The 24684-nt window shown below is 62.3% G+C and carries 26 protein-coding genes and 2 pseudogenes; 10 read left to right on the forward strand and 18 right to left on the reverse strand.

Annotation, left to right across the window (positions count from 1 at the left end; all coding sequences use genetic code 11):
• Positions 1 to 80: 80 nt before the first annotated feature.
• The 4 genes from lptE to ACO77H_RS24320 all read left to right on the forward strand — a co-directional run bounded on the left by lptE (position 81) and on the right by ACO77H_RS24320 (position 3550).
• Entirely contained in the window at positions 81 to 686 is a 606-nt protein-coding gene (lptE, locus tag ACO77H_RS24305) for an LPS assembly lipoprotein LptE (protein ID WP_057960695.1), read from the forward strand.
• A gap of 39 nt (positions 687 to 725) precedes the next feature.
• The gene (gene holA / locus ACO77H_RS24310; protein ID WP_169951200.1) at positions 726 to 1763 is read left to right on the forward strand and encodes a DNA polymerase III subunit delta; all 1038 of its coding nucleotides are present in this window, start codon (positions 726 to 728) and stop codon (positions 1761 to 1763) included.
• A 235-nt stretch (positions 1764 to 1998) separates the two neighbouring features.
• Entirely contained in the window at positions 1999 to 2163 is a 165-nt protein-coding gene (arfA, locus tag ACO77H_RS24315; RefSeq protein ID WP_056744572.1) for an alternative ribosome rescue factor ArfA, read from the forward strand.
• A gap of 61 nt (positions 2164 to 2224) precedes the next feature.
• Positions 2225 to 3550: a lytic murein transglycosylase gene (locus tag ACO77H_RS24320; protein WP_169951202.1), complete on the forward strand. Its 1326-nt coding sequence runs from the start codon at positions 2225 to 2227 to the stop codon at positions 3548 to 3550.
• A gap of 95 nt (positions 3551 to 3645) precedes the next feature.
• Here the strand turns inward: ACO77H_RS24320 and ACO77H_RS24325 are convergent.
• Positions 3646 to 3780: pseudogene (locus tag ACO77H_RS24325) on the reverse strand (LD-carboxypeptidase); the annotation flags it as partial.
• Between ACO77H_RS24325 and ACO77H_RS24330 the strand changes: the two are divergent.
• A pseudogene (locus ACO77H_RS24330) lies at positions 3780 to 4520 on the forward strand (lytic murein transglycosylase); the annotation flags it as partial. The pseudogenes ACO77H_RS24325 and ACO77H_RS24330 sit on opposite strands and share 1 nt — an antisense overlap.
• A gap of 95 nt (positions 4521 to 4615) precedes the next feature.
• Here ACO77H_RS24330 and ACO77H_RS24335 read toward each other — a convergent pair.
• From ACO77H_RS24335 to ACO77H_RS24395, 13 genes are all read right to left on the reverse strand, one after another.
• Positions 4616 to 5548, reverse strand: coding sequence for a S66 peptidase family protein (locus ACO77H_RS24335; protein WP_432754664.1), 933 nt, complete (start codon positions 5546 to 5548; stop codon positions 4616 to 4618).
• 172 nt (positions 5549 to 5720) lie between these two features.
• The gene (gene lipA, locus ACO77H_RS24340; protein ID WP_162237654.1) at positions 5721 to 6722 is read right to left on the reverse strand and encodes a lipoyl synthase; all 1002 of its coding nucleotides are present in this window, start codon (positions 6720 to 6722) and stop codon (positions 5721 to 5723) included.
• Between the two features lie 25 nt (positions 6723 to 6747).
• Entirely contained in the window at positions 6748 to 7395 is a 648-nt protein-coding gene (gene lipB / locus ACO77H_RS24345) for a lipoyl(octanoyl) transferase LipB (protein ID WP_169951215.1), read from the reverse strand.
• Entirely contained in the window at positions 7395 to 7670 is a 276-nt protein-coding gene (locus tag ACO77H_RS24350) for a DUF493 domain-containing protein (RefSeq protein ID WP_029292256.1), read from the reverse strand. The genes lipB and ACO77H_RS24350 overlap by 1 nt, the downstream gene beginning before the upstream one ends.
• A gap of 85 nt (positions 7671 to 7755) precedes the next feature.
• Positions 7756 to 8913 carry a D-alanyl-D-alanine carboxypeptidase family protein gene (locus ACO77H_RS24355; protein WP_029292257.1) on the reverse strand — a complete coding sequence of 386 codons (1158 nt, stop codon included), beginning with the start codon at positions 8911 to 8913 and terminating at the stop codon, positions 7756 to 7758.
• A 183-nt stretch (positions 8914 to 9096) separates the two neighbouring features.
• Positions 9097 to 10092 (reverse strand): septal ring lytic transglycosylase RlpA family protein, encoded by a 996-nt coding sequence (locus ACO77H_RS24360; RefSeq protein WP_432754665.1) that lies wholly within the window; start codon positions 10090 to 10092, stop codon positions 9097 to 9099.
• The gene (gene mltB / locus ACO77H_RS24365; protein WP_169951220.1) at positions 10092 to 11102 is read right to left on the reverse strand and encodes a lytic murein transglycosylase B; all 1011 of its coding nucleotides are present in this window, start codon (positions 11100 to 11102) and stop codon (positions 10092 to 10094) included. Before mltB ends, ACO77H_RS24360 begins: the two co-directional genes overlap by 1 nt.
• A 17-nt stretch (positions 11103 to 11119) precedes the next feature.
• Entirely contained in the window at positions 11120 to 12223 is a 1104-nt protein-coding gene (gene rodA, locus ACO77H_RS24370) for a rod shape-determining protein RodA (protein ID WP_169951409.1), read from the reverse strand.
• Between the two features lie 31 nt (positions 12224 to 12254).
• Positions 12255 to 14150 (reverse strand): penicillin-binding protein 2, encoded by a 1896-nt coding sequence (gene mrdA / locus ACO77H_RS24375; protein ID WP_169951222.1) that lies wholly within the window; start codon positions 14148 to 14150, stop codon positions 12255 to 12257.
• Between the two features lie 15 nt (positions 14151 to 14165).
• Entirely contained in the window at positions 14166 to 14633 is a 468-nt protein-coding gene (rlmH, locus tag ACO77H_RS24380) for a 23S rRNA (pseudouridine(1915)-N(3))-methyltransferase RlmH (RefSeq protein ID WP_029292262.1), read from the reverse strand.
• A gap of 9 nt (positions 14634 to 14642) precedes the next feature.
• Positions 14643 to 15137 carry a ribosome silencing factor gene (gene rsfS / locus ACO77H_RS24385; protein ID WP_032861691.1) on the reverse strand — a complete coding sequence of 165 codons (495 nt, stop codon included), beginning with the start codon at positions 15135 to 15137 and terminating at the stop codon, positions 14643 to 14645.
• A 70-nt stretch (positions 15138 to 15207) separates the two neighbouring features.
• Positions 15208 to 15852 carry a nicotinate-nucleotide adenylyltransferase gene (nadD, locus tag ACO77H_RS24390; protein ID WP_169866005.1) on the reverse strand — a complete coding sequence of 215 codons (645 nt, stop codon included), beginning with the start codon at positions 15850 to 15852 and terminating at the stop codon, positions 15208 to 15210.
• Positions 15852 to 17117 carry a glutamate-5-semialdehyde dehydrogenase gene (locus tag ACO77H_RS24395; RefSeq protein ID WP_169951224.1) on the reverse strand — a complete coding sequence of 422 codons (1266 nt, stop codon included), beginning with the start codon at positions 17115 to 17117 and terminating at the stop codon, positions 15852 to 15854. Before ACO77H_RS24395 ends, nadD begins: the two co-directional genes overlap by 1 nt.
• Before the next feature lie 177 nt (positions 17118 to 17294).
• Between ACO77H_RS24395 and ACO77H_RS24400 the strand changes: the two genes are divergently transcribed.
• Entirely contained in the window at positions 17295 to 17978 is a 684-nt protein-coding gene (locus ACO77H_RS24400) for a DNA-3-methyladenine glycosylase (RefSeq protein ID WP_432754666.1), read from the forward strand.
• A 159-nt stretch (positions 17979 to 18137) separates the two neighbouring features.
• The gene (locus ACO77H_RS24405) at positions 18138 to 19454 is read left to right on the forward strand and encodes a bifunctional DedA family/phosphatase PAP2 family protein (protein WP_432754667.1); all 1317 of its coding nucleotides are present in this window, start codon (positions 18138 to 18140) and stop codon (positions 19452 to 19454) included.
• A 1-nt stretch (position 19455) separates the two neighbouring features.
• Here ACO77H_RS24405 and ACO77H_RS24410 read toward each other — a convergent pair whose 3' ends face one another.
• From ACO77H_RS24410 to ACO77H_RS24425, 4 genes are all read right to left on the reverse strand, one after another.
• A complete protein-coding gene (locus ACO77H_RS24410) occupies positions 19456 to 19662 on the reverse strand; it encodes a hypothetical protein (RefSeq protein ID WP_169951231.1) in 207 nt (68 codons plus the stop codon).
• Positions 19663 to 19769: 107 nt separating this feature from the next.
• On the reverse strand, positions 19770 to 20360 hold the full coding sequence (locus ACO77H_RS24415) for an LON peptidase substrate-binding domain-containing protein (protein ID WP_170041669.1): 591 nt from the start codon (positions 20358 to 20360) through the stop codon (positions 19770 to 19772).
• Positions 20361 to 20381: 21 nt separating this feature from the next.
• On the reverse strand, positions 20382 to 21098 hold the full coding sequence (locus ACO77H_RS24420) for an LrgB family protein (protein WP_076964939.1): 717 nt from the start codon (positions 21096 to 21098) through the stop codon (positions 20382 to 20384).
• Complete coding sequence (locus tag ACO77H_RS24425; protein WP_057438999.1) at positions 21095 to 21457, reverse strand: CidA/LrgA family protein; 363 nt, start codon at positions 21455 to 21457, stop codon at positions 21095 to 21097. The genes ACO77H_RS24420 and ACO77H_RS24425 overlap by 4 nt, the downstream gene beginning before the upstream one ends.
• A 206-nt stretch (positions 21458 to 21663) precedes the next feature.
• Between ACO77H_RS24425 and ACO77H_RS24430 the strand changes: the two genes are divergently transcribed.
• From ACO77H_RS24430 to ACO77H_RS24440, 3 genes are all read left to right on the forward strand, one after another.
• Positions 21664 to 22119, forward strand: a complete 456-nt coding sequence (locus tag ACO77H_RS24430) for a MaoC family dehydratase (RefSeq protein ID WP_169951243.1) — start codon at positions 21664 to 21666, stop codon at positions 22117 to 22119.
• A 138-nt stretch (positions 22120 to 22257) separates the two neighbouring features.
• Entirely contained in the window at positions 22258 to 23976 is a 1719-nt protein-coding gene (locus ACO77H_RS24435) for a C13 family peptidase (protein ID WP_169951246.1), read from the forward strand.
• 29 nt (positions 23977 to 24005) lie between these two features.
• Complete coding sequence (locus ACO77H_RS24440) at positions 24006 to 24647, forward strand: oxidoreductase (protein ID WP_170041668.1); 642 nt, start codon at positions 24006 to 24008, stop codon at positions 24645 to 24647.
• Positions 24648 to 24684 lie beyond the last annotated feature (37 nt).

The following is a 24684-nucleotide window of genomic DNA, read 5'->3' on the forward strand; positions in this document are numbered from 1 at the left end:
CGCCAGGGCAAGAGCCCCGGCGCCGAACAAAACCTCCAGGGCCTCGATAAGGCCCACATGGTTTCAAGGGGAGCAACAAAATGATCAAACGCAACCTGCTGGTTATGGGCCTTGCCGTACTGCTGAGCGCTTGCGGCTTCCAGCTGCGCGGCACTGGCACCACGGAACTGGCGATCAAGGAACTGGATGTCAGCGCGCGCAACGCCTATGGCGAAACCGTGACCCAGCTGCGCCAAACCCTGGAAAACAGCGGCGTCAAAGTCTATAACGGTGCGGCTTACAAGCTGGTACTGATCGACGAGAAAGAGACCCAGCGTAACCTCAGCTACGCCAGTGCCGGCCGGTCTTCGGACATCGAGTTGAGCAGCGTGCTCATGTTCCAGATCCAGGGCCACGACCAGTTGCCGCTGATCAGCGACAAGCTGCAAGTGCAGAAAGTCGTGACGCATGACGGCAACAACCTGGTGGGCTCCGACACGGAGGTCAATCAGGTGCGCAATGAAATGCGCCGTGACCTGGTCCAGCGTATGGTCCTGCGCCTGCAAATGATCAGCCCGGCCCAGCTCGACGCTCTGCAACAGACTGCCGACGCCAAGGCCAAGGCAGATGCCGAGGCGCTGAAAGCCGCGCAGGACTACGAAAACAGCATTCCCAAGCAATCGCCTGTTGAAGTTCCTGCCGAGTAAACCAGGCGGGGCGCGTCATGCGCCCCGTCCATCCAGCCTATGAAACTCGCCCCCGCCCAACTCGCCAAACACCTGCAAGGCAACCTCGCGCCTGTGTACATCGTCAGTGGCGATGATCCGCTGTTGTGCCAGGAAGCTGCCGACACCATCCGCCAGGCTGCGCGCCAGCAAGGCTTTGATGAACGCCAGGTGTTCAGCGCCGATGCCAGCTTCGACTGGGGCACCCTGCTCCAGGCCGGGGCGAGCATGTCGCTGTTTGCCGAAAAACGCCTGTTGGAGCTGCGCCTGCCCTCGGGCAAGCCCGGCGACAAAGGCGCGGCGGCCCTGATGGAGTATTGCGCCCGCCCCGCCGAGGACACGCTGTTGCTGATCAGCCTGCCCAAGCTCGATGGCAGTGCGCAGAAGACTAAATGGGGTAAGGCCCTGGTGGAAGGGGCGCAAACCCAGTTCATCCAGATCTGGCCAGTCGACAGCAATCAGTTGCCACAATGGATTCGCCAGCGCCTGTCCCAAGCCGGGTTGTCCGCCAGCCAGGACGCGGTCGAGTTGATCGCCGCCCGGGTTGAAGGCAACTTGCTGGCCGCCGCCCAGGAAATCGAAAAGCTCAAGCTGATGGCCGAAGGTGGCCAGATCACCGTCGAGACAGTGCAAGGCGCGGTGGCCGACAGCGCGCGTTTTGACGTGTTCGGGCTGGTGGATGCGATCCTCAATGGCGACGCGGCCCATGCCTTGCGCATGCTCGAAGGGCTGCGCGGTGAAGGGGTCGAGCCGCCGGTGATTCTCTGGGCTCTGGCGCGGGAGTTGCGCTTGCTGGCCAATATCGCCCTGCAATACAGCCAGGGTACGCCGCTGGACAAGGCTTTCAGCCAAGCCCGCCCGCCGGTATGGGACAAGCGCAAGCCCCTGATGAGCAAGGCCCTGCAACGGCACTCGGCGCAACGCTGGGCGCAACTGTTGCTCGAAGCCCAGCGCATCGATGCGCAGATCAAGGGCCAGGCGGCTGGGTCGCCGTGGATGAGCTTGAGCCGTTTGTCGCTGCTGATGTCCGGCCAGCGCCTGGCACTGCCAGCCGAATAGCACGCTCGCCCAAACACCACAAATCCAATGTAGGAGCTGGCTTGCCAGCGATGGCATCACCACGGTGTGACTGACATACCGAGGTGCTTGCATCGCTGGCAAGCCAGCTCCTACAGGTTTGATCGTCGCCGTATTCAGGTCTTTGATATTTCCTACATCGCGCCGGGCTGGACAGCAGCCAAACTTCGGCAGATGATTCGCACCGCATCACCCACCCCATCGGAGAGTCCCGATCATGAGCAAAAAGCCATCCAAGCATGGCCCCAACAAGGCCAAATCCATCATCGCCCAGCCGTTGTTCCGCAGTCGCCAGGAACCCGCCGGCAAAGGCAAAGGCAGCTACCGCCGCGAAGCCTTCCAGTCTAATAGCTGGGAGGCTTCTTACTTTCTGGCTGCCTGAAGGCAAGCGCCCCTCTGGCATGATAAGGTCTGCACCTGATTCGTATTTCCTGGACCTGTGCATGCCCTCTAGTCTTTCCCGTCGTTGGCACCTTCGCCAATTGATTGCTGCCTCCAGCCTGATCCTGTTAGTCGCCTGCGCCGAAAAACCCACCGCCGCCGACGCTCAGCCCCTGCCCACGCTCCAGACCGCACCGGTTGCCGCACCCGCCGTAGTTGCGCCCCTGGCCGTGAGCAATCTCGATATCCAGCCGACCCAGACCTTTGCCCAATGGCAGGCAGGTTTTCGCGTCGAAGCGCTGAAAGCCGGTATCACCCCTGCAGTATTCGACACGGCCTTCGCCAACGTCACCCCTGACATGGCGGTCATCCGTGCCGACCGCAGCCAACCGGAGTTTTCCCGCCCGGTATGGGAATACCTCAACGGCGCCCTGTCGCCGCTGCGTGTGCGCAACGGCCAGGCCCTGCTGGTCAAGCACGCCGATATCCTGCAAAGCATTGAGCAGCGCTACGGTGTCGATCGCCAGGTACTGGTCTCGGTGTGGGGCATGGAAAGCAACTTCGGTTCGTTCCAGGGCAATAACTCGGTGATCCGCTCCCTGGCGACCCTGGCCTACGAAGGCCGTCGCCCGGCATTCGCCCAGGCGCAGTTGCTGGCTGCGCTGCAAATCATCCAGCACGGTGATATCCCGGCCGAGCAAATGCGCGGTTCCTGGGCCGGTGCCATGGGCCAGACCCAATTCATACCGACCACCTACAACACCCACGCGGTGGACTTCGATGGCGACGGTCGCCGCGACATCTGGAACAGCTCGGCCGACGCCCTCGCCTCCACCGCGCACTACCTGCAAAGCTCGGGCTGGCAGAAAGGCCAACCGTGGGGCTTTGAGGTGCGGCAATTGCCGGCGAACTTCGACTATGCCCTGGCGGATGGTGCAGTGCGCAAGCCGGTCGGCGAGTGGATGAAACTCGGCCTGCAGGTGCCGGCCGGGGCCAGCGTGCCACCCAACGTAGAAACGCTATCGGCCGCCCTGCTGCTGCCGGCCGGCCATCGTGGCCCGGCGTTCCTGGTGCTGGATAACTTCCGCGCAATCCTCAAGTACAACAACTCGTCGTCCTACGCCCTGGCGGTCGGCCTGTTGTCCGAGCGCTTTGGCGGTGGTGGGGTGATTCGCGGGGATTGGCCAACGGACGAACTGCCGCTGACCCGCTCCCAGCGTATCGAATTGCAGACGGTGTTGAGTGCCAAGGGCTATGAGGCTGGCAACCCGGACGGGATTATCGGCGCCAATACGCGCAAGGCGATTCGGGCGGCGCAGCAGTCGTTGGGCTGGCCGGCGGATGGGTATCCGACAGTGAAGTTGTTGGAGTCGTTGCGTAGCCGCTAGATCGGCGTAGGGCGACTGCCGCTCCCACATTTGGAATGCAATTCCCTGTGGGAGCCAGCTTGCTCGCGATAGCGTGCTGACAGGCGGCAAAACACTCAGAGCCTACACACCACATCCTGCTCCAGCACCAGCCGCTGTTCCCCCGCATCAAGGCGCACCAAGGCGCCCATCGGCAAGGTCAGATTGGGGTCGCAATGGCCGCTGCGCCAGCCGGACAGGACCGGAACACAGGTTGCTGGCTGCGCTGCAAATCATCCAGCACGGTGATATCCCGGCCGAGCAAATGCGCGGTTCCTGGGCCGGCGCCATGGGCCAGACCCAGTTCATACCGACCACCTACAACACCCACGCGGTGGACTTCGATGGCGACGGTCGCCGTGACATCTGGAACAGCTCGGCCGACGCCCTCGCCTCCACCGCGCACTACCTGCAAAGCTCGGGCTGGCAGAAAGGCCAACCGTGGGGCTTTGAGGTGCGGCAATTGCCGGCGAACTTCGACTATGCCCTGGCGGATGGTGCAGTGCGCAAGCCGGTCGGCGAGTGGATGAAACTCGGCCTGCAGGTGCCGGCCGGGGCCAGCGTGCCACCCAACGTAGAAATGCTATCGGCCGCCCTGCTGCTGCCGGCCGGCCATCGCGGCCCGGCGTTCCTGGTGCTGGACAACTTCCGCGCAATCCTCAAGTACAACAACTCGTCGTCCTACGCCCTGGCGGTCGGCCTGTTGTCCGAGCGCTTTGGCGGTGGTGGGGTGATTCGCGGGGATTGGCCAACGGACGAACTGCCGCTGACCCGCTCCCAGCGTATCGAATTGCAGACGGTGTTGAGTGCCAAGGGCTATGAGGCTGGCAACCCGGACGGGATTATCGGCGCTAACACGCGCAAGGCGATTCGGGCGGCGCAGCAGGCGTTGGGGTGGCCGGCAGATGGCTATCCAACGGTGAAGTTGTTGGAGTCGTTGCGTAGCCGCTAGATCGGCGTAGGGCGACTGCCGCTCCCACATTTGGAATGCCATTCCCTGTGGGAGCCAGCTTGCTCGCGATAGCGTGCTGACAGGCAACAAAACACTCAGAGCCGAGACACCACATCCTGCTCCAGCACCAACCGCTGCTCCCCCGCATCAAGGCGCACCAAGGCGCCCATCGGCAAGGTCAGATTGGGGTCGCAATGGCCGCTGCGCCAGCCGGACAGGACCGGAACACAGAATGGTTGGAAGGTCTGTTTCAACAGCCGCTCCAGCGCCACGCTATCAACTCCCGCCACATCCCCCACCAGCACACCGCGCACCTGCGCCAGCTTGCCCGCCAGGCGCAAGTGCGTCAGCAGGCGGTCGATGCGGTAGATCGGCTCGTTGACGTCCTCGATAAACAGAATGATGCCGTCGGCATCAAGCTCAAAGGGCGTGCCCATCACGGCCGCGATCATCGACAGGTTGCCCCCCAACAGGCGCCCACAGGCGATGCCAGGCTCAACGGTGGTCAACGGGTACGCCACTGGGTGCGCCAGCACACTGCCAGCGCCCAGCCGCCCACGCAGCAGGCTGAACAGTGATGATTCGGTGGGTTGTTGCTTGTCACCGAGCAGGTCGGCATTCAGCATCGGGCCGTGGAAAGTCACGAAGCCGGCGTAGCGACTGATCGCCAAGTGCAGCGCGGTGATATCGCTGTAGCCGACGAAGGGCTTGGGATTGGCCGCCAGCAGCGCGAAATCCACGCTGTCGAGCAAACGCGGGGTGCCGTAGCCGCCGCGCAGGCAGAAGATGGCGTCGATCTCGGGGTCGGCAAAGGCCGCATGCAGGTCACGCAGGCGGACTTTATCGCTGCCGGCCAGGTAGCCATCACGCTCATACACCCCCGAGAAGATCCGCAGCTCGTAGCCACGGGCGCGCATCCATTGCCCGGCCTTGTCAACATCCAACGCGGCGGGGCCGGCGGGAGCGATGAGGCCGATCACGCCTTCGGCGCGCAGGGCGGGTACGGCGGTGGTAAGCGGGTCAGTCATCCTTGGTTCTCCCTATTCTGTACAGCGCAACGAACTGTGGGAGCGGGCTTGCCCGCGATAGCATCGCCTCGGTGTATCAGTTGCACCGAGGCGATGCTATCGCGGGCAAACCCACTCCCACACAAGCCAGCTCCATACACACCCATCCAGACCGATGGATCGGCGCCAAGGCTCAGGAAACCAGGCTAGCCTTGACCAGCTTGGCCTGCTCGTCGGCGTGGTACGACGAACGCACCAGCGGGCCCGACGCGACGTTCTTGAAGCCCATCTTGTAACCTTCTTCGGCAAACCAGGCAAAGGTGTCCGGGTGCACGAAACGCTGCACCGGCAAGTGGCTGCGCGACGGTTGCAGGTACTGACCGAGGGTCAGCATGTCGATGTCGTGTTCGCGCATGCGCTTCATGACTTCGATGACTTCTTCGTCGGTTTCGCCCAGGCCCAGCATCAGGCCGGACTTGGTCGGGATGTGCGGCATCATCTGCTTGAATTTCTGCAGCAGGGTCAGCGACCACTGGTAGTCCGAACCCGGGCGCGCGGCCTTGTACAGGCGTGGCACGGTTTCCAGGTTGTGGTTGAACACATCTGGCGGCTCGGCGGCGGTGATTTCCAGGGCGACGTCCATGCGGCCACGGTAGTCCGGGACCAGGGTCTCGAGCATCACATTCGGCGACAATTTGCGGATTTCACGGATGCAGTCGGCAAAGTGCTGGGCACCGCCGTCGCGCAGGTCATCGCGGTCTACCGAGGTGATCACCACATACTTGAGTTTCAGGTCGGCAATGGCGATGGCCAGGCTTTCTGGCTCGTTGACGTCCAGTGGCTTGGGCCGGCCATGGCCAACGTCGCAGAACGGGCAGCGACGGGTGCAGATGTCACCCATGATCATGAAGGTCGCGGTGCCGCCAGAGAAGCACTCGCCCAGGTTCGGGCAGGAGGCTTCTTCGCACACGCTGTGCAGTTTGTGTTTGCGCAGCAGCGCCTTGATACGGTCGACTTCCGGCGAGACCGGGATGCGCACGCGAATCCAGTCGGGCTTTTTCGGCAGTTCGGTGGTCGGAATGATCTTCACCGGGATGCGTGCAACCTTCTCGGCGCCGCGCAGCTTGACGCCGGCTTCCACCTTGGCACGCGGAGCCGGGGCCGGACGGTCGGTAATGTCCAGCGTCGGGATCATGGTTTGCACAACATCAGTAGTCATATCAGTCGATTCCGCCCGTCAGGGTCGTCTGCTCAGCATAGTCGAGGTGTTTGACGAGCTGCGCGCGCAGCCGGGCACTTACCTCGGCAAATTCTATGGGTGTTGCGTGATCGCTCAACTGGGTCATGGCCAAACCGGCGTAACCACAGGGATTGATCCGGAGAAACGGCGCCAGGTCCATGTCCACGTTCAGGGCCAGGCCATGAAAGGAACAGCCATGACGAATACGCAGGCCCAGGGAGGCGATTTTCGCGCCGTTGACATACACACCTGGAGCATCGGGCTTGGCCGCGGCAGTCACACCGTAACTGGCAAGCAGCTCGATCAGGCAGTTCTCCATGCGACTGACCAGCTCACGCACGCCATAACCCAGCTTGCGCACATCCAGCAGCAAGTAAGCCACCAGTTGTCCGGGCCCATGGTAAGTCACTTGACCACCCCGGTCGACCTGCACCACCGCAATATCACCCGGAAGTAGTAGATGCTCGGCCTTGCCAGCCTGGCCCTGGGTGAATACCGGCGGGTGCTCCACCAGCCAGATTTCGTCGGGAGCCGAGCTGCCGCGCTCATTGGTAAAGCGCTGCATGGCGTGCCAGACAGGCTCGTACGCCATCTGGCCGAGCTCGCGAAAGCCCAGGACCTGTGACATCACAACACCATATGTACGAAACCGGTGGCTCGCAGTTCGCTGTTGATGTCGTAAAGCTGGTCTTGACCGGTCGCAACGATGTGCAACTGGATCGTGGTGTACTTACCGTTGGTGCTCAAGCGCTCATCCACACGGTTGTCGTTGATCGTTGCGTGTTTACGCATGATCTCGAGGATCTTGTCTTTGTTGCCCACGCCGGTATCGCTGATCACCTTGACGGGATAGTCCGTCACCGGGAATTCGATCTTTGGCGCCTTTACTTCTTTATCGGTCATGGCGTAACGGCCTCGTAAGCGGTAAGCCGTGGCGACGAGCAAAGCCCCGCGTCGGATCAACGCAGGGCTTTGCGGGTGCACACAATCAGTTGAACAAGCCGTAGAAGAATAGACGGATGCTATCCCACACGCGGCGGAAGATACCACCTTCCTCAACGGCGTCGAGTGCGATCAGATCGGCGCTGTGTACGACTTTGTCGTCCAGCTTCACTTCGACTTTACCGATCACATCGCCCTTGGCGATAGGCGCGGTCAGTTGCGGGTTCATGGTCATGCTGGCAGCCAGTTTCTTCAGCTGGCCTTTAGGCATGGTCAGGGTCAGGTCGTCAGCCAGGCCGGCCTTGACTTGACGCTCGGTGCCTTTCCAGACCGGAGCCTGGGCCAGCTCAGCGCCCTTCTGGTAGAAGGTCTGGGTTTCGAAGAAGCGGAAACCGTAGGTCAGCAGCTTCTGGGTTTCAGCCGCACGGGCCTGCTCGCTGTTGGTGCCGAATACCACGGCGATCAAGCGTTGGCCATCACGCACAGCCGAAGACACCATGCAGTAGCCAGCCTCGTCGGTGTGGCCGGTTTTCAGGCCATCGACGGTCTTGTCGCGCCACAGCAACAGGTTGCGGTTAGGCTGCTTGATGTTGTTCCAGAAGAATTCTTTCTGGGAGTAGATGGCGTAGTGCACCGGGTCGACGCGAATGATCGCGCGGGCCAGGATCGCCATGTCATGGGCCGACGAGTAGTGGTCTGGGTTTGGCAGACCGGTCGGGTTCATGAAGTGGCTGTTGGTCATGCCCAGGTCAGTCACGGTTTTGTTCATCATGTCGGCGAATGCATCTTCGCTGCCGGCAATATGCTCGGCCAGGGCGACGCTGGCGTCGTTACCGGACTGGATGATGATGCCGTGCAGCAGGTCGCTGACAGTCACCTGGGAGCCGACCTTGATGAACATCCGCGAACCGCCGGTACGCCAGGCGTTTTCGCTGACGGTCACCGGATCGTTTTCACCGATCTGGCCGCGACGGATTTCCAGGGTCGCGATGTAGGCGGTCATCAGCTTCGTCAGGCTGGCCGGCGGCAGGCGCTGGTCACCGTTGTTTTCGACCAGCACGTTGCCGCTTGCGGCATCCATGAGCACGTAGGACTTGGCAGCCAGTTGCGGTGGCGCTGGCATCATTTCGACGGCCCAGGCAGCGGGCGCGATGATCAGCGGGACAAGCAGGCACAGGCGTTTGGCTAAGGTGGTGATGTTCATCCGTCTCTCGAAATTGCTTATGGAAACTTGCCCTCGCGGGCAAAACTATTCAGACAGCCCGTTGCCAGGCTGTCGCGTATTCAGTTGCCAGCTCAACCCTTGCCTTCGGGTTTTTATTATTCGACGAGCCTGCAACCAGGGCCCCGGCACGCAAACGCGCCAGCACCCCAGATCCGCTACTGCTTATTCGGCGCTGACCACGCTGGGCTGACCCAGGTTGGCCAGTCGCACGCTGTTCTGCACCTGGGCAATCTCGCCCGCCGAGCCGATGGGGCCCAGGCGTACCCGGTGCAGGGTCTGCTGGTTACGCACGATGGAGCTGATAAACACTGGCGCGCTGACCATCCCGCTGAGCTTGGACCTTAACAGTTCTGCCGCATCCGGGTTGGCGAAAGCGCCGACTTGCAGGTACTGCCCGCCCGCGGCACTGCCCGGCGCCGCCTGTGGCACCGCCACGACTGGCGCGGCGTGCTGCTGGGGCGGCGGCGTCCACTGCTCGACCTTGCCCGCCGAAGCGGTGATCTGCGGTTGTGCGCTTTGTGGCTCGTTGAGCATCAACGGCGCCGGCTTGCCACGCTGGGCCCAGTACTGGGCCGGGTCGATGCCTTCGACCTTGACCCGCGCCGTGCCGGATTCGGCATAGCCGAGTTTTTTCGCGGCAGCGTAGGACAAGTCGATGATTCGGTCGGAGTAGAACGGCCCACGGTCGTTGACCCGCAGGATTACCACGCGGTTGTTGTCCAGGTTGGTCACCCGTACGTAGGCCGGCAGCGGCAGGGTCTTGTGCGCCGCGCTCATGCCATACAGGTCATACACTTCGCCGTTGGCGGTGTTCTGGCCGTGGAACTTGGTGCCGTACCAGGATGCGGTGCCCGACTGCACGTAGTTCTTGGACTCTTGCAGCGGGAAGTAGGTCTTGCCCAGCACCGTGTAGGGGTTGGCTTTATAGTTGCCGGTATGCAGGGTCGGAGTGGCATCCGGGATGCGCGAGACATCGACGTCCCACCACGGCGCGCCGTCCTTGTGGGCCCGGTTGATATCCAGCCCCGGCTGCGCGCGGACTACCGGGCCACTGGCCTTCTGCGCCGGCGCGCGGCTGGTGGAGCAACTGACAACCAGCAAGGACAATGCGGCCAGCGCCACCAGCTTGAGCGGTTTATTGATCGGCGATACCCGCATTACTTGACGCCCCGTGCTTGAACCAGCATGTCTGACAGCTGATGCACGGCCATGGCGTACATCACACTGCGGTTATAACGCGTGATTGCGTAAAAATTCTTCAGGCCCATCCAGTATTCCGGGCCGTCTGCACCTTCCAGGCGGAAGGCAGTAACCGGCATATCATCGCGCAGCGCATCATGACTTGACCAGCCCAGCGCCCGCAACTCCCCGACGGTTTTCACCGGCTCGATCCCCTGGGTCAGGCCTTCATCGGCGCGATCGCCCGTGACATCGGCGCGGATCACCACCGGCTCGCCAGCCACCCAGCCATGACGCTTGAAGTAGCTGGCAACGCTGCCGATGGCATCATCGGGGTTGCTCCAGATGTTGATATGGCCATCACCGTCAAAATCCACGGCGTAGGCACGAAAGCTGCTGGGCATGAACTGCGGCAGGCCCATGGCCCCGGCGTAGGAGCCTTTGAGGGTCAGCGGGTCGACCTGCTCTTCACGGGCCAGCAGCAGGAACTCACGCAGCTCCTTGCGGAAGAATTCGGCGCGGGGCGGGTAATCGAAGCCCAGGGTCGACAAGGCGTCGATCACCCGGTAACTGCCGGTATTGCGCCCGTAAAAGGTTTCAACGCCGATGATCGAGACGATCACCTGGGCCGGCACGCCATATTCCTGCTCGGCACGGGCCAGCACGGCCTCGTGCTGCCGCCAGAAATCCACACCCCGCGCCACCCGGGCGTCGGTGAGGAACATCGGGCGATAGTCCTTCCACTGCTTGACGCGTTCGGCGGGGCGGGAAATAGCGTCGAGTATCGCCTGCTTGCGCTGCGCCTCGCGGAACACGCCCATCAGTTGTTCGCCGGCGAAACCATAGTCACGCGTCATCTCACCGACAAATTCGGCGACCTGGGGCGAGCCGTCGTAATCGCCGGCCAGGGCTGGCTGTGCAGCGCCAAAGGCGCCCAACAAGCCCAGGCAGGACGCATATCGAGCAGCCCAGCCGCGCATTGCTTGCATTGACATCTTCACCTTATTCAAACCTGTGCGATCCACTTGCGATGGGTATGGATCGACATCAAAACCCCAAACGCTGACAGTAATGTCACCAGCGAAGTTCCGCCGTAGCTAATGAACGGCAACGGCACCCCAACCACCGGCAGCAGGCCACTGACCATACCGATGTTGACGAAAACGTAAACAAAAAAAGTCATTGTCAGCGCACCGGCGAGCAATTTGCCGAACAACGTCTGCGCTTGCGCGGTAATCACCAGGCCACGCCCGATCAACAGCAAGTAGATCAGCAGCAGTGCGCAAATGCCCACCAGGCCGAACTCCTCGCCCATCACCGCGATGATAAAGTCGGTGTGGCTTTCCGGCAGGAAGTCCAGGTGCGACTGGGTGCCCAGCAACCAGCCCTTGCCAAACACGCCGCCGGAACCGATGGCCGCCTTGGACTGGATGATGTTCCAACCGGTGCCCAACGGATCGCTCTCGGGATCGAGGAAGGTCAAGACCCGCTGCTTCTGATAATCGTGCATGAAGAAGAACCACATGGCGACAGCCACCGGCACGGCTGCCACCAGCACGCTGATGATCCAGCGCCAGCGCAGGCCGCCCATGAACAGCACGAACGCACCGCCGGCGAGAATCAGCAGGCCGGTGCCGAGGTCGGGCTGGCGCACGATCAGGATGAACGGAATGCCGATCAGGATCAGGCTGATGCCTACGTGCTTGAGCTGGGGCGGCAAGGTGCGCTTGGCCAGGTACCAGGCGATGGTCGCCGGCATCAGGATCTTCATGAATTCCGAGGGCTGGAAGCGAATCACCCCCGGGATATTGATCCAGCGGGTGGCGCCCATGGCGTTATGCCCCATGACGTCCACCACCACCAGCAGCAGCACACCTGCGACGTATCCCAGCGGCACCCAGCGCGCCATGAAACGCGGCTCCAGCTGGGCAATGACCACCATCGACAACAGGCCCAGGCCGAACGACGACGCTTGCTTGATCAGCAGGTCCCAGTTCTTGCCACTGGCCGAATACAGTACGAACAGGCTGCCGGCCGCCAGGGTCAGCAGCAGGATCAGCAACGGGCCATCAATGTGCATGCGCTGCAACAAGGTGGCGCGGCGACGCATCACATCCTCACTGGAGAGAATGCGGTCGAAATTACTCTTCACGGGCCGTAGCCTCCGCGCTTGAAGGGTTGGCAAACTCAGGCCTGAGCTTGCCGTCCTGGTCCAGCAACCAGGCGTCCATGATCTGGCGCACCACCGGGGCGGCCACGCCGGAACCGGACTCGCCGTTCTCGACCATCACCGCCACGGTGATTTTCGGGTTGTCGGCCGGGGCAAAACCGACAAACAAGGCGTGGTCGCGATGGCGCTCCTGAACCTTGGAGCGGTCGTATTTCTCGCCCTGCTTGATCGCCACTACCTGGGCGGTACCGCTCTTGCCGGCGATCCGGTATTGCGCGCCAGCAGCGGCCTTGCGCGCAGTACCGCGCGCGCCGTGCATCACTTGCTGCATACCATGGTTGACCTTGGTCCAGTCGGAAGAATCACGCAGGACGATGTCCGGGATCGGGTTTTCATCCACCGGTTTCTCACCCTCGATGGTCTTGGCCAGGTGCGGGCGGATCCACTTGCCCTTGCTGGCGACCAGCGCCGTAGCCTGGGCCAGCTGCAAGGGCGTGGCCTGCATATAGCCCTGGCCGATCCCCAGGATCAGGGTTTCCCCCGGGAACCAGGCCTGGCGCCGGGTAGCACGCTTCCACTCGCGGGAAGGCATCAAGCCTGGGGATTCTTCAAACATGTCCAGGGACACTTTCTGACCGAGGCCGAACTTGCCCATGTAGGTCGATAAACGATCGATCCCCAGCTTGTGGGCCAGGTCATAGAAGTAGGTGTCGTTGGATCGCATGATCGCCGTATCCAGGTCCACATAGCCGTCACCGGTGCGGTTCCAGTTACGGTACTTGTGATCGTAGTTGGGCAACATGTAGTAACCCGGGTCGAAAACCCGGCTGGAAGCAGTGACAACCCCCGCATCCAGGCCGGCAATCGCCACCGCCGGCTTGATGGTCGAGCCTGGCGGATACAGGCCGCGCAGCACCCGGTTGAACAACGGCCGGTCGATGGAATCACGCAGCTCGGCATAAGCCTTGAAGCTGATCCCGGTGACAAATAGGTTGGGGTCGAAACTCGGCTGGCTGACCATCGCCAGCACCTCGCCGGTGTTCGGATCCAGCGCCACCACCGCGCCACGACGGCCACCGAGGGCCATTTCCGCGGCCTCCTGCAGCTTGATATCCAGGCTCAGGACAATGTCTTTGCCGGGAATCGGGTCGGTGCGCTTGAGCACCCGCAGCACACGGCCACGGGCGTTGGTCTCGACCTCCTCGTAACCCACTTGGCCGTGCAGTTCCGGCTCGTAGAAACGTTCGATGCCGGTCTTGCCGATATGGTGGGTGCCGCTGTAATTGACCGGATCGAGGGTTTTCAGCTCTTTTTCGTTGATCCGCCCCATATAACCGACCGAGTGGGCAAAGTGCGCCCCTTGCGGGTAATGGCGCACCAGCTGCGCCACCACTTCCACCCCCGGCAGACGGAACTGGTTCACCGCGATCCTGGCGATCTGCTCTTCGGTCAGCTCAAACAGGATCGGCACCGGTTCAAACGGGCGCCGCCCCTGCTTCATGCGTTTCTCGAAGATCACCCGGTCTTCCGGCGTCAGTTGCAGCACCTCGACAATCACATCGAGGACCTGCTGCCAGTCACCGGAACGCTCGCGAGTCATGCTCAGGCTGAAACTGGGCCGGTTATCGGCGATCACCACGCCATTGCGGTCGAAAATCAGGCCACGGGTCGGCGGAATCGGCTGCACATGCACCCGGTTGTTTTCCGACAACGTGGAGTGATACTCGTACTGGATCACCTGTAGGTAATACAGGCGGGCGATCAACACACACATCAACGCCACCACCGCGATCGCGCCAAAGATCACGCGCGCGCGTACAAGACGTGCGTCTTTCTCGTGGTCCTTGATGCGGATCGGCTGGGTCATCAGGCAGGGCGCAGACTATTTGTGGTAAGGGTGCCCGGACAGGACTGTCCAGGCGCGATACAGCTGTTCACCAATCAGAATCCGCACCAGCGGATGGGGCAACGTCAGGGGCGACAGCGACCAGCGCTGATCGGCCCGCGCGCAGACTTCCGGCGCCAGCCCCTCGGGGCCGCCGACCATGAAGTTGACCGTGCGCGAATCCAGGCGCCAGCGATCCAGTTCCACCGCCAACTGCTCGGTGCTCCAGGGTTTGCCGTGCACCTCAAGGGTGACGATGCGCTCGTTGGCACCGACCTTGGCCAGCATCGCCTCGCCTTCCTGACGGATAAAGCGCGCCACATCGGCGTTCTTGCCCCGGGTGTTGAGGGGTATTTCCACCAGCTCCAGCGCCAATTCGGATGGCAGACGCTTGGCATATTCATGCCAGCCTTCTTCCACCCACTTGGGCATGCGTGAACCGACAGCAATCAGACGCAGGCGCACAGCCGTTCCTTATTCCTGGTCTTTGTTGAGCTTGTCGAAGTGCGCGTGACCGACTTCAGGGCTGTGGTGCTTGCCATCGGCGGCACGGCTCTGCTCGGCGCCTTTCCACAGGCGCTCCAGGTCGTAGAACTGGCGAGCGTTGCTGGTCATCATGTGGACGATCACGGTGTCCAGGTCAGCCAGCACCCAGTCGCTATCGCCCTTGCCTTCTTCACCCAGTGGCTTGACGCCCTGGGCTTTGACGGCTTCGCGCACCTTGTCCAGCATCGCGCCGATCTGGCGGTTGGAGGTACCGGTGGCGATGATCATGAAGTCGGTGATGCTTTGCTTGTCGCGCACGTCCAGGACCTGGATGTCCTGGGCCTTCACGTCTTCCAGGGCGGCTACAGCCAGCGCTACCAGCGCTTCGCCTTCTGGAGCTGGGACCAGCAGGGCTTCTACCGGCAACGGTGCGCTCTTGAACGTGCCTTTGCGCTTAACTTTGCTTACGTCTTTGTTCGTCATATAAAACTCGTTTTGCTCATTAGTTCGGGCGCTTCAATACACGACTATTCGTGCCTTCAAGCGCGCCTTTTCAGTTCGACGCACGGTAAAGCCCGTGCGCATCGATGTAGGCCAGGACCGCGTCAGGCACCAGGAAACGTACCGACTTACCGCTGGCCAGCAGTTGACGGATCTGGGTGGCGGACACCGCAAGCGGGGTCTGCCAGACGAATGCAATATTCCCGCTCGGCCCGGTCAGGGCCTGTGGGTCACTTACCGACCGCGCTGCCAGCAGGTTGCGCAAGGCATCCGGCGGTTCGCTGTCGGCATCCGGGCGTTGCAAAACCAGGATGTGGCAATGCTGGAGCAACTCTTCCCAGCGATGCCAAGTGGGCAGTGCGCAAAATGCGTCCCAGCCCAAAAGCAGAAACAACTGGTCATCGGCGGCCAACTCGGCCCGCGTCTGTTCCAGGGTGTCGATAGTGTAGGACGGTTTATCGCGCTTGAGCTCGCGGTCGTCCACCACCAGCGGGGCAATCCCGGCCACCGCGCACTGCACCATCGCCAGGCGCTCCTGCGCGCTGACCTGCGGTGTGTCCCGGTGCGGCGGCCGGGCATTGGGGATCAGCCGCAGCTCTTGCAGCCCGAGGGTATCCGCCACTTCCAGGGCACTGCGCAGATGGCCGATGTGCACGGGGTCGAAGGTACCGCCGAGCAGCCCGATGCGTTTACCCATCAAGTGCGCACATGACCGTCGCCAAAGACCACGTACTTCTCACTCGTCAGGCCTTCCAGGCCAACCGGGCCACGGGCATGCAGCTTATCAGTGGAAATCCCGATCTCCGCCCCCAGGCCGTACTCGAAGCCGTCGGCAAAACGCGTCGAGGCGTTGATCATTACCGAAGCGGAGTCCACTTCGGTGAGAAAACGCCGGGCATCGCTGAAATGCTCGGAAACAATGGCGTCGGTATGCTTGGAGCCGTAGGTATTGATGTGCTCGATGGCCTGGTCCAGGTCATCGACGATACGAATCGACAGGATCGGAGCCGTGTATTCGGTGTACCAGTCCTGCTCGGTGGCTTCGATCACGTCGCTGCCCAGCAATGCCCGGGTACGCTCGCAACCCCGCAGTTCCACACCCTTGTCACGGTAGATTGCAGCCAGCGGCGGCAACACGCGCTCGGCAATGCCGGCGTGGACCAACAGGGTTTCCATGGTGTTGCACGGCGCGTAGCGGTGGGTCTTGGCGTTATCGGCAATGCGGATCGCCTTGTCGAGATCGGCCGCCACATCGATAAATACATGGCAGACGCCATCCAGGTGCTTGATAACTGGCACCTTGGCATCACGGCTGACACGTTCGATCAGGCTCTTGCCGCCGCGCGGCACGATCACGTCGACATATTCCGGCATGGTGATCAGCGCCCCGACTGCGGCGCGGTCGGTGGTTTCCACCACTTGCACCACTTCAGCCGGCAACTCGGCCACGGCCAGGCCTTGCTGGATGCAGGCGGCGATGGCGCGGTTGGAATGGATGGCCTCGGAGCCGCCACGCAGGATGGTGGCGTTGCCGGACTTCAGGCACAGGCTCGCGGCGTCGATGGTCACGTTGGGACGCGACTCATAGATGATGCCGATCACGCCCAGGGGCACGCGCATCTTGCCGACCTGGATACCTGAGGGCAGGTAGCGCATATCGCGGATTTCACCGATGGGGTCAGGCAGCTTGGCTACCTGGCGCAGGCCTTCGATCATGTCGTCGATACGTGCCGGCGTCAGCGCCAGGCGATCCAGCAATGCCGGCTCCAGACCATTGGCCCGGCCGTTGGCCAGGTCCAGCTCGTTGGCGGCGGTCAGCTCGGAGCGCGCGGCATCCAGAGCGTCGGCGGCGGCCAGCAGGGCACGGTTCTTCTGCGCGGTGCTCGCACGGGCGATCAACCGCGAGGCCTGACGGGCAGCGCGACCCAGGCGGGTCATGTAGTCAAGAACGGACTCAGTCATGGTCTGGTGGGGTCTTGGCAAAGAGGAAAGCGGCAGATTATAGCTGTCGCGCCGTCCTACGGACAGCGGTGAGGGGCGGATGGTCGAAATGAACTGTAAAAACTCGACGTTCAGCGGTGATTAAGGCTGAAGTTGATATCATCCTGTCACATTTGGCCTGTGCAACCGTCCATCGTCATGTCCAATTCCCCCCCCAAGATCCCCGCCAACCCCCTGCCTGATGGCTTTTTCGACCGCGATGCACAAACGCTCGCGAAAGATTTGCTGGGCAAAGTCATCCGCCATCGGGTCGGCGATTTGTGGCTTTCGGCGCGAGTTATTGAAACCGAAGCCTATTACCTGGCCGAAAAAGGCAGTCATGCGTCCTTAGGCTACACAGAAAAGCGTAAGGCTTTGTTTCTGGATGGCGGCCACATCTATATGTACTACGCCCGCGGCGGCGACTCCCTGAACTTCAGCGCGCAGGGGCCGGGCAACGCTGTGCTGATCAAGTCGGCTTACCCCTGGGTAGATGACGTTTCGGGACCTGCCAGCCTGGCGCAAATGCTCCTCAACAACCCCGACGCCAACGGCCGCCCGCGCCCGGCCCACAAGCTCTGCGCCGGACAAACCCTGCTGTGCAAGGCCCTGGATTTGAAGGTGCCGATGTGGGACGCCAAGCGCTTCGACCAGGAGCAGCTGTACGTCGAGGATGTGGGCGTGGCGCCCACGCAAATTATCCAGACCACCCGCCTGGGCATTCCCGGTGGGCGGGATGAACACTTGATGTATCGCTTCGTCGATGCTGGCTTCGCGCCCTATTGCACACGGAACCCGTTGCGACGCGGTCAGGTCGAAGGCCGCGATTACGTTTTGATTTGAAATATGCCCTGCAGGAATGGGCTTATGTGGGAGCGGGCTTGCTCGCGATAGCATCACCTCGGTCTGTCAGTCATACCGAGTCGCCTGCATCGCGAGCAAGCCCGCTCCCACACAAGCTCGCTCCTACAGAGGGACATCACCACTGATGGAGAAGATTGTATGGGCCCATGGCTCGATGGCATTACTGGCTGGCTGACCCTTAACCCGCAATGGCTGGCCGCGGCGGTGTTTATCGTCGCCTTTGTGGAATGCCTGGCCATCGCCGGGATTATCGTGCCAGGCACGGTGTTGCTGTTCGCCATTGCCGCACTGGCCGGCAGCGGCGCGCTGTCCCTGGGTGAAACCCTGCTGCTGGGCCTGCTTGGTGGGCTCTTGGGCGACGGGATTTCCTACTACCTGGGCCGGCATTTCCACCAGAATATCCGGCGCCTGCCTGGCCTGCGCCATCATCCCGAGTGGATGGACGGGGCCGAGGCTTACTTTCAGAAGTACGGCATCGTCAGCTTGCTGGTAGGACGTTTCATTGGGCCATTGCGGCCGATGCTGCCCATGGTCGCCGGGATGTGCGACATGCCCTTCCCGCGCTTTGCCGCCGTCAGCGTGCTGGCCGCCACCGGTTGGTCAATAGCCTATCTGCTGCCTGGCTGGGCCGCCGGTGCGGCGTTTCGGTTGCCGCTGCCCGAAGGGTTCTGGCCCGAAGCCGGGGTGGTCGCCGCCTGCCTGGCCGTATTGTTCGGCATCGCCCTCAACAGCACCCTGCGCGGCCACCGCCGGGCCACGCTGTGGATGGGCTGCGCCAGCCTGGCGTTGTTGATCGCGATGTTTATCGGCTACCCGTACCTGAACCATTTTGACCAAGGCTTGATGGCCCTGGTCCAGGAACACCGCAGCCCGGCCATGGACCGGGCCATGGTGATGATCACCCAGTTGGGTGAGTTCAAGAAGATGTTCGTCGCCAGCGCGGTGCTGACCGGCCTGCTGTTGCTGGCACGCCAATGGCGCCAGGGGATTTTCGTCGGTGCCACCCTGCTCGGGGCCGCACTGATCAATACCGGGAGCAAGCTGTTCTTTGCCCGCGGCCGGCCAGAAATCCTCGTCGACCCGCTGACCAGCTTCAGCATGCCCAGCGGCCACGCCTCCGGCTCGTTTGCGTTCTTCCTCGCGTTGGCAGTGCTGGCCGGTCGCGGCCAACCGACCCGCATGCGCCTGGCCTGGCTGCTGCTGGGCGCCATTCCGGCCGCTGCCATTGCCCTGTCGCGGGTGTACCTGGGGGCCCACTGGCCGAGCGATATTCTCGCCGGCACCTTGCTGGCCATGACGGTCTGCGCCTTCAGCCTGACCTTTAGCCAGCGCCACAGCCTGCTACCGGCCATGGCGCCAAAGGTGTGGTGGTTGATCGTGCCGGGGTGCGTGGCGGTCCTGGGGTTCTTTGCCCTGACGGGCACCTCCCACGCCTTGCTGCGCTACGCTTATTGAGCTACGCCGGGCTCATCCAATCCACGGGAGCGTAACGCCGCTCGGCGCAGCGCTCCCGGCGCTCCAGCAACATTTCATCGACAATTTGCGCAGCGCGCTCGGCAATGTACTCCGGGCCACGCTCGCCTGCCTGCTGAATCACTTGTGCGGTCACACTGACGAAAAAAGCGTCCCAGACCAATTGCTCCGATGGCGACAATCGAATCATGTTCATTCCCTGATAGTGGTGGCTGAGGCTCCACTATTTCAGGCGATGGGCACGCGGCACCGCTGAAAAATCCCAAGCTGGCGCGGATAAATCCGAGCCTGCCAGGCTCACGGGAACAGCTCGCCCTGCAACTCGTCCAGCAGCAATTGAATGGCGTCCAGGCGCTGCTGGGGGTCGTCGAGTTGCAGCAGTTCGATCTTGTCGGGATCGGTAAACGGCAACAGGTAGGCCAGGCGGTGGCTCAACTCCTGTTGGCCTTGCGCATCGGCGCCCATGTCCAGCGAAGCGACCATCGGGTGTTGCGCCAGGGCCTCAAGCAGGGCCAACAGATCGGCATCTTCTTCGTCCAGCGCTCGTTCGGGCTGCTCTTGCAGCCACTCGACATCGGCCACCAACAACTGATCGCGCTGCACCTGGGCCTCGCGCACGCGAAACCTGCGCCCACCCTCGACCCGAATCCCCAGCAAGCCGTTGTCCTGCTGCTTGAAATCACGAATCAGGGCTTCGCAGCCAATCACCGCATAGCCGTCCGGGGCCAGGCCGACTTCCTGGCCATCGAGGATGCACACCACGCCAAAGCCTTCGTCCTTTTTCATGCAGCGGCTGATCATATCCAGGTAGCGCGCCTCGAACAGCTGCAGGTCGAGGGTGCAGCCCGGGAACAGCACGGTATTGAGAGGGAACAGTGCCAGACTCATAAAGCGTTCCTTAAACCCGACTTAGATCACTAAAGACACGGCCAATGGCAGGAACACCGCCGTGGCCACGCCCATCAGACTCATCGCCAATGCCGCAAAGGCACCGCACTCCTCGCTCTCCTGCAACGCCACCGAAGTGCCGACCGCGTGGGCGGTCATGCCCAGGGCCATGCCCCGTGCCTCCGGGCTATGCACCCCCAGGCGCGACAAAAAGGCCGGGCCGATCATCGCACCGATCACCCCGGTGATCAGCACGAACACCGCCGCCAGTGCCGCGACGCCGCCGATCTGCTCGGCCACCAGCATGGCGATCGGCGAGGTCACCGACTTGGGCGCCATGGTCATCAGCACCATGTGTTCGGCACCAAACCACCAACCCAGCCATACACACAGGCCAGTGGCAAACACGCCCCCCACCACCAGCGTAGTAAAAATCGGCCAGAACAACTGGCGAATCCGTCGCAGGTTCAGATAAAGCGGCACCGCCAGCGCCACGGTGGCCGGGCCCAGCAGGATGCTCATGATTTCGGTGCTTTTGCGGTACTCGACATAGGTCAGGCCACACCCCAGCAGCACGCCGATCACCAGCAACATCGAGACCAGCACCGGTTGCAGGAAAATCCAGCGGGTTTTCTCGAACCCCGCCAGCACCAGTTGATAGGCGCCCAGGGTGATGCCGATGCCAAATAACGGATGGTGGATGACCGCCGCCCACGCACCCTGCCAATCGAAGGTCATTGCCCCTCCTCCCGCTGTGCCTGGCGCTTGACCAGTTTTTGCATGAGCACGCCGACAAACGCCATGGCGATCACCAGCGACAACACCAGCGCACCGACGATGGCCCAGAAGTCGGCAGCAATGTCCTTGGCATACACCATCACCCCCACCGCCGGCGGCACCAGCAGCAATGGCAGGTAACGCAACAGGCTGCCGGCCGCGAGGCTCAGCGGTTCACCGACCTCGCCGCGCCACACCAGGTACGCCAGCAGCAACAGCAAGCCGACAATCGGCCCCGGCAAGACCGGCAGGAACAAGTGATTGATCGCCGTGCCGAGCAATTGAAACAACACCAACCATGTAAGACCGCGTAACAACATCCGCCTTCTCCCCAAAAGCCCCCGGGCATTATAAGCATGCCGCCCCTATGAACTGGCATTCGCCAAAAGCATGGTGGGTTGACCGGGCCATTTGCCCATGATGATCTACATTGGTTCTCTGCAATCTACCTAAAACAACAACACCCCTGCCGGTACATGCGTGCCCGCGCCGCCAGGGAGAGATCGATGAACCAAGGAGAGTCGCAATGCCCTTCGTACCTGTAGCGCAGCTCAATGATTATGTCGGCAAGGAACTGGGACGTTCCGCATGGCTCACCATCGACCAGGAGCGTATCAACCTGTTCGCGGAGGCGACCGGCGATTTTCAGTTCATCCACGTCGACCCGGTAAAAGCCGCCCAGACCCCGTTCGGCAGCACCATCGCCCATGGTTTCCTGTCGCTGTCGCTGATCCCCAAATTGATCGAAGACATCCTGATCATGCCCGAGGGCTTGAAGATGGCGGTCAACTACGGCCTGGACAGCGTGCGTTTTATCCAGCCGGTCAAGGTCAACTCCAAGGTGCGCCTGGCGGTGACCCTCACCGACGCCACCGAGAAAAAGCCCGGCCAGTGGCTGCTCAAGGCCACCTGCACCCTGGAAATCGACGGCCAGGAAAAACCGGCCTACATCGCCGAGTCGTTGTCACTGTGCTTCGTCTGATACACCCGTAGGAGCCGGCTTGCCGGCGATAGCGCCAGCAGGCGCGCCATCGCCGACAAGTCCTAATTCACACATAGACCACTAGGTATAGCTTCGCCCGCTGCGGCATACTCGGCGCTCAATTATCCGGATCCCGCTATGCGCCCAATCGTCCCCCTTGCTCTCGCCTTGTTGCTCACCGCTTGCGGCGACGGCGAATCCCTGTTGCCGCCCGATGCCCGGCTGCCGGACGGCGGGCGTTATCGCGGAGATGTGGTCGATGGGCTGCTGCAAGGCCAGGGCCGGGTGGATTACCCCAATGGCAGTTGGTACGCCGGGCAATTCGACAAGGGCCAGTGGCACGGCCAGGGCGAATGGCATGGCAGCAATGGCGAGGTCTATAAAGGCCAGTTCCAGCAAGGCCTGTTCGATGGCCAAGGCACCTTGACCACAGCGGCCAACACCTACGTCGGCGGTTTCAAGCAAGGCCGGCGCAACGGCGAAGGCACCCTCAAAGAGGGGCAGATGACCTATCGCGGCGAATTCAAGGACGACCAGTATTCCGGCCTCGGCCGCCTGGAGCTGGCAGACGGCAGCCAATACCAGGGCCTGTTCGCCCACGGCAAACCCAACGGCGAAGGCCAGCGCAACGACGACAGCGGCAACCAGTTCAGCGGGCGCTTCGTCGACGGCCAGCTGGAAGGCAACGGCACCTTCAACAGCGCCGAAGGCGACATGTACATCGGCCACTTCAAACAGAACCAGCTCAACGGCAAGGGCCGCTACGAAAACGCCGACGGCGACGTGTGGACCGGCGAATTCCGCGAAGGCGCCCTGAGTGGCAAAGGCGAACTGACCGGCGTGGATGGCAGCCATTACATCGGGCACTTCAGTGACTGGCGCTTTACCGGTCAAGGGCGCTTGAACCTCAGTGATGGCAGCTTCTATATCGGCGGTTTCGACAACGACAGCTATCACGGCCAGGGCACCCTGGTGCTCACCGATGGCACGGTGCAGGCCGGGACCTGGGCCAACGGCCTGCGCGTGCGCGATGCCGACGGCAAGCTGTTGCCCGATGCCCTGGAAGTCGGAGTCCTGGCCCAGGGCCATTTGCTTGACGACGCCCTCGCGGCCGTGCCAGCGTCCACCCCGGCCGTCGAGCTCTACAGCCTGGTGGTGGCCGGTGACGGCAAGCAAAGCGTATTCCTGCGTGAGGCAGATTATGTCAGCAACCTGCTGGCCAGCCGCTTTGGCGCGCGCGGGCAGATCCGCCTGGTCAACCACCGCGACCATATCGCCGACCGCCCGATGGCGACCCGCGAAAGCCTGCGCCGCGCCGTGCAGACCCTGGCCGAGCGCACCGGCCCCGAAGACCTGGTGTTTATCTACCTGACCAGCCACGGCACCCATGAACACCAACTGGTGCTCGACCAACCCCGCATGGAGCTGGCCGACCTGCCAAGCGACGAACTGGCTGCGGTGATGGCACCACTGAAAAACCGCGACAAGGTCATCGTGATTTCCGCGTGTTACTCCGGTGGTTTCATCCCGGCGCTCAAGGATGAGCACACCCTGATCATGACCGCCTCCCGCGCCGATCGCGTGTCGTTCGGTTGCTCCGAAGAGGCCAATTTCACCTACTTCGGCGACGCCTTGTTTGCCCAGGCCCTGACCCAGACCGACGACTTGCAGCACGCCTTCAAGCTGGCGCAACGGCATGTGACCGAGCGCGAAATGGCTGACAACTTCGAAGCCTCCGAACCACAGATCTGGGCGCCCAAGGGCGTGATCGCGCGTTGGCAATTATTGCGTAAACAGCAGGCACGAAAGGCGCTGGAAAGCGTCTCTATCAATAGCAAGGAAGCAAAGAGCAACTAAGCTGAAACTGTATCAAGGGGGGAAACACCATGTACTTGACGCCTCAGCATATATTGCTTGCCGGAGCCTCGGGCTTGACCGGGGAACATCTGCTGGACCGCCTGCTCAACGAGCCCACCGTCACCCGCGTACTGGCGCCCAGCCGCCGCCCGCTGGCAGAACACCCGCACCTGGAAAACCCGGTCGGCGACCCCAGCGTATTGCTGCCACAACTGAGCGGCCGGGTCGACCTGGCCTTCTGCTGCCTGGGCACCACCCTCAAGCAGGCTGGCTCCGAACAGGCCTTTCGCGCGGTTGACCTGGATCTGGTCGTGGCATTCGGCAAGCGCGCCCGGGACATGGGCGCACGGCACCTGATCGTAATCAGCGCCATAGGCGCCGACCCAAAATCCTCGGTGTTCTATAACCGGGTCAAGGGCGAGATGGAGCAGGCCCTGCAGGCCCAGGGCTGGCCACAACTGACCATCGTGAGGCCTTCGCTGCTACTGGGCGAACGCCTGGAGACACGCCTGGCGGAGAAACTTGCGGGGCCGTTGTCGCGGCTGATTCCCGGCAAGTATCGCGGCATCGAAGTGTGTGAACTGGCCCGGGCCATGTGGCGCCTGGCGCTGGAAGAGCAGGATGGGGTGCGGATTGTCGAGTCGGATGAGTTGCGTAAGCTCGGCAAGTGAATCTGCGCTGACCGGGCGGGCCTCATCGCGGGCAAGC

The sequence above is a fragment of the Pseudomonas sp. WMBT8 genome (genome assembly GCF_050916005.1).
Taxonomy (GTDB): domain Bacteria; phylum Pseudomonadota; class Gammaproteobacteria; order Pseudomonadales; family Pseudomonadaceae; genus Aquipseudomonas.

Coding starts and splice junctions, on each gene's coding strand:
- lptE (WP_057960695.1), top strand. CDS start 81: ATGATCAAACGCAACCTGCTGGTTATGGGCCTTGCCGTACTGCTGAGC.
- holA (WP_169951200.1), top strand. CDS start 726: ATGAAACTCGCCCCCGCCCAACTCGCCAAACACCTGCAAGGCAACCTC.
- arfA (WP_056744572.1), top strand. CDS start 1,999: ATGAGCAAAAAGCCATCCAAGCATGGCCCCAACAAGGCCAAATCCATC.
- ACO77H_RS24320 (WP_169951202.1), top strand. CDS start 2,225: ATGCCCTCTAGTCTTTCCCGTCGTTGGCACCTTCGCCAATTGATTGCT.
- ACO77H_RS24335 (WP_432754664.1), bottom strand. CDS start 5,548: ATGACTGACCCGCTTACCACCGCCGTACCCGCCCTGCGCGCCGAAGGC.
- lipA (WP_162237654.1), bottom strand. CDS start 6,722: ATGATCCCGACGCTGGACATTACCGACCGTCCGGCCCCGGCTCCGCGT.
- lipB (WP_169951215.1), bottom strand. CDS start 7,395: ATGTCACAGGTCCTGGGCTTTCGCGAGCTCGGCCAGATGGCGTACGAG.
- ACO77H_RS24350 (WP_029292256.1), bottom strand. CDS start 7,670: ATGACCGATAAAGAAGTAAAGGCGCCAAAGATCGAATTCCCGGTGACG.
- ACO77H_RS24355 (WP_029292257.1), bottom strand. CDS start 8,913: ATGAACATCACCACCTTAGCCAAACGCCTGTGCCTGCTTGTCCCGCTG.
- ACO77H_RS24360 (WP_432754665.1), bottom strand. CDS start 10,092: ATGCGGGTATCGCCGATCAATAAACCGCTCAAGCTGGTGGCGCTGGCC.
- mltB (WP_169951220.1), bottom strand. CDS start 11,102: ATGCAAGCAATGCGCGGCTGGGCTGCTCGATATGCGTCCTGCCTGGGC.
- rodA (WP_169951409.1), bottom strand. CDS start 12,223: ATGCGTCGCCGCGCCACCTTGTTGCAGCGCATGCACATTGATGGCCCG.
- mrdA (WP_169951222.1), bottom strand. CDS start 14,150: ATGACCCAGCCGATCCGCATCAAGGACCACGAGAAAGACGCACGTCTT.
- rsfS (WP_032861691.1), bottom strand. CDS start 15,137: ATGACGAACAAAGACGTAAGCAAAGTTAAGCGCAAAGGCACGTTCAAG.
- nadD (WP_169866005.1), bottom strand. CDS start 15,852: ATGGGTAAACGCATCGGGCTGCTCGGCGGTACCTTCGACCCCGTGCAC.
- ACO77H_RS24395 (WP_169951224.1), bottom strand. CDS start 17,117: ATGACTGAGTCCGTTCTTGACTACATGACCCGCCTGGGTCGCGCTGCC.
- ACO77H_RS24400 (WP_432754666.1), top strand. CDS start 17,295: ATGTCCAATTCCCCCCCCAAGATCCCCGCCAACCCCCTGCCTGATGGC.
- ACO77H_RS24405 (WP_432754667.1), top strand. CDS start 18,138: ATGGGCCCATGGCTCGATGGCATTACTGGCTGGCTGACCCTTAACCCG.
- ACO77H_RS24410 (WP_169951231.1), bottom strand. CDS start 19,662: ATGATTCGATTGTCGCCATCGGAGCAATTGGTCTGGGACGCTTTTTTC.
- ACO77H_RS24415 (WP_170041669.1), bottom strand. CDS start 20,360: ATGAGTCTGGCACTGTTCCCTCTCAATACCGTGCTGTTCCCGGGCTGC.
- ACO77H_RS24420 (WP_076964939.1), bottom strand. CDS start 21,098: ATGACCTTCGATTGGCAGGGTGCGTGGGCGGCGGTCATCCACCATCCG.
- ACO77H_RS24425 (WP_057438999.1), bottom strand. CDS start 21,457: ATGTTGTTACGCGGTCTTACATGGTTGGTGTTGTTTCAATTGCTCGGC.
- ACO77H_RS24430 (WP_169951243.1), top strand. CDS start 21,664: ATGCCCTTCGTACCTGTAGCGCAGCTCAATGATTATGTCGGCAAGGAA.
- ACO77H_RS24435 (WP_169951246.1), top strand. CDS start 22,258: ATGCGCCCAATCGTCCCCCTTGCTCTCGCCTTGTTGCTCACCGCTTGC.
- ACO77H_RS24440 (WP_170041668.1), top strand. CDS start 24,006: ATGTACTTGACGCCTCAGCATATATTGCTTGCCGGAGCCTCGGGCTTG.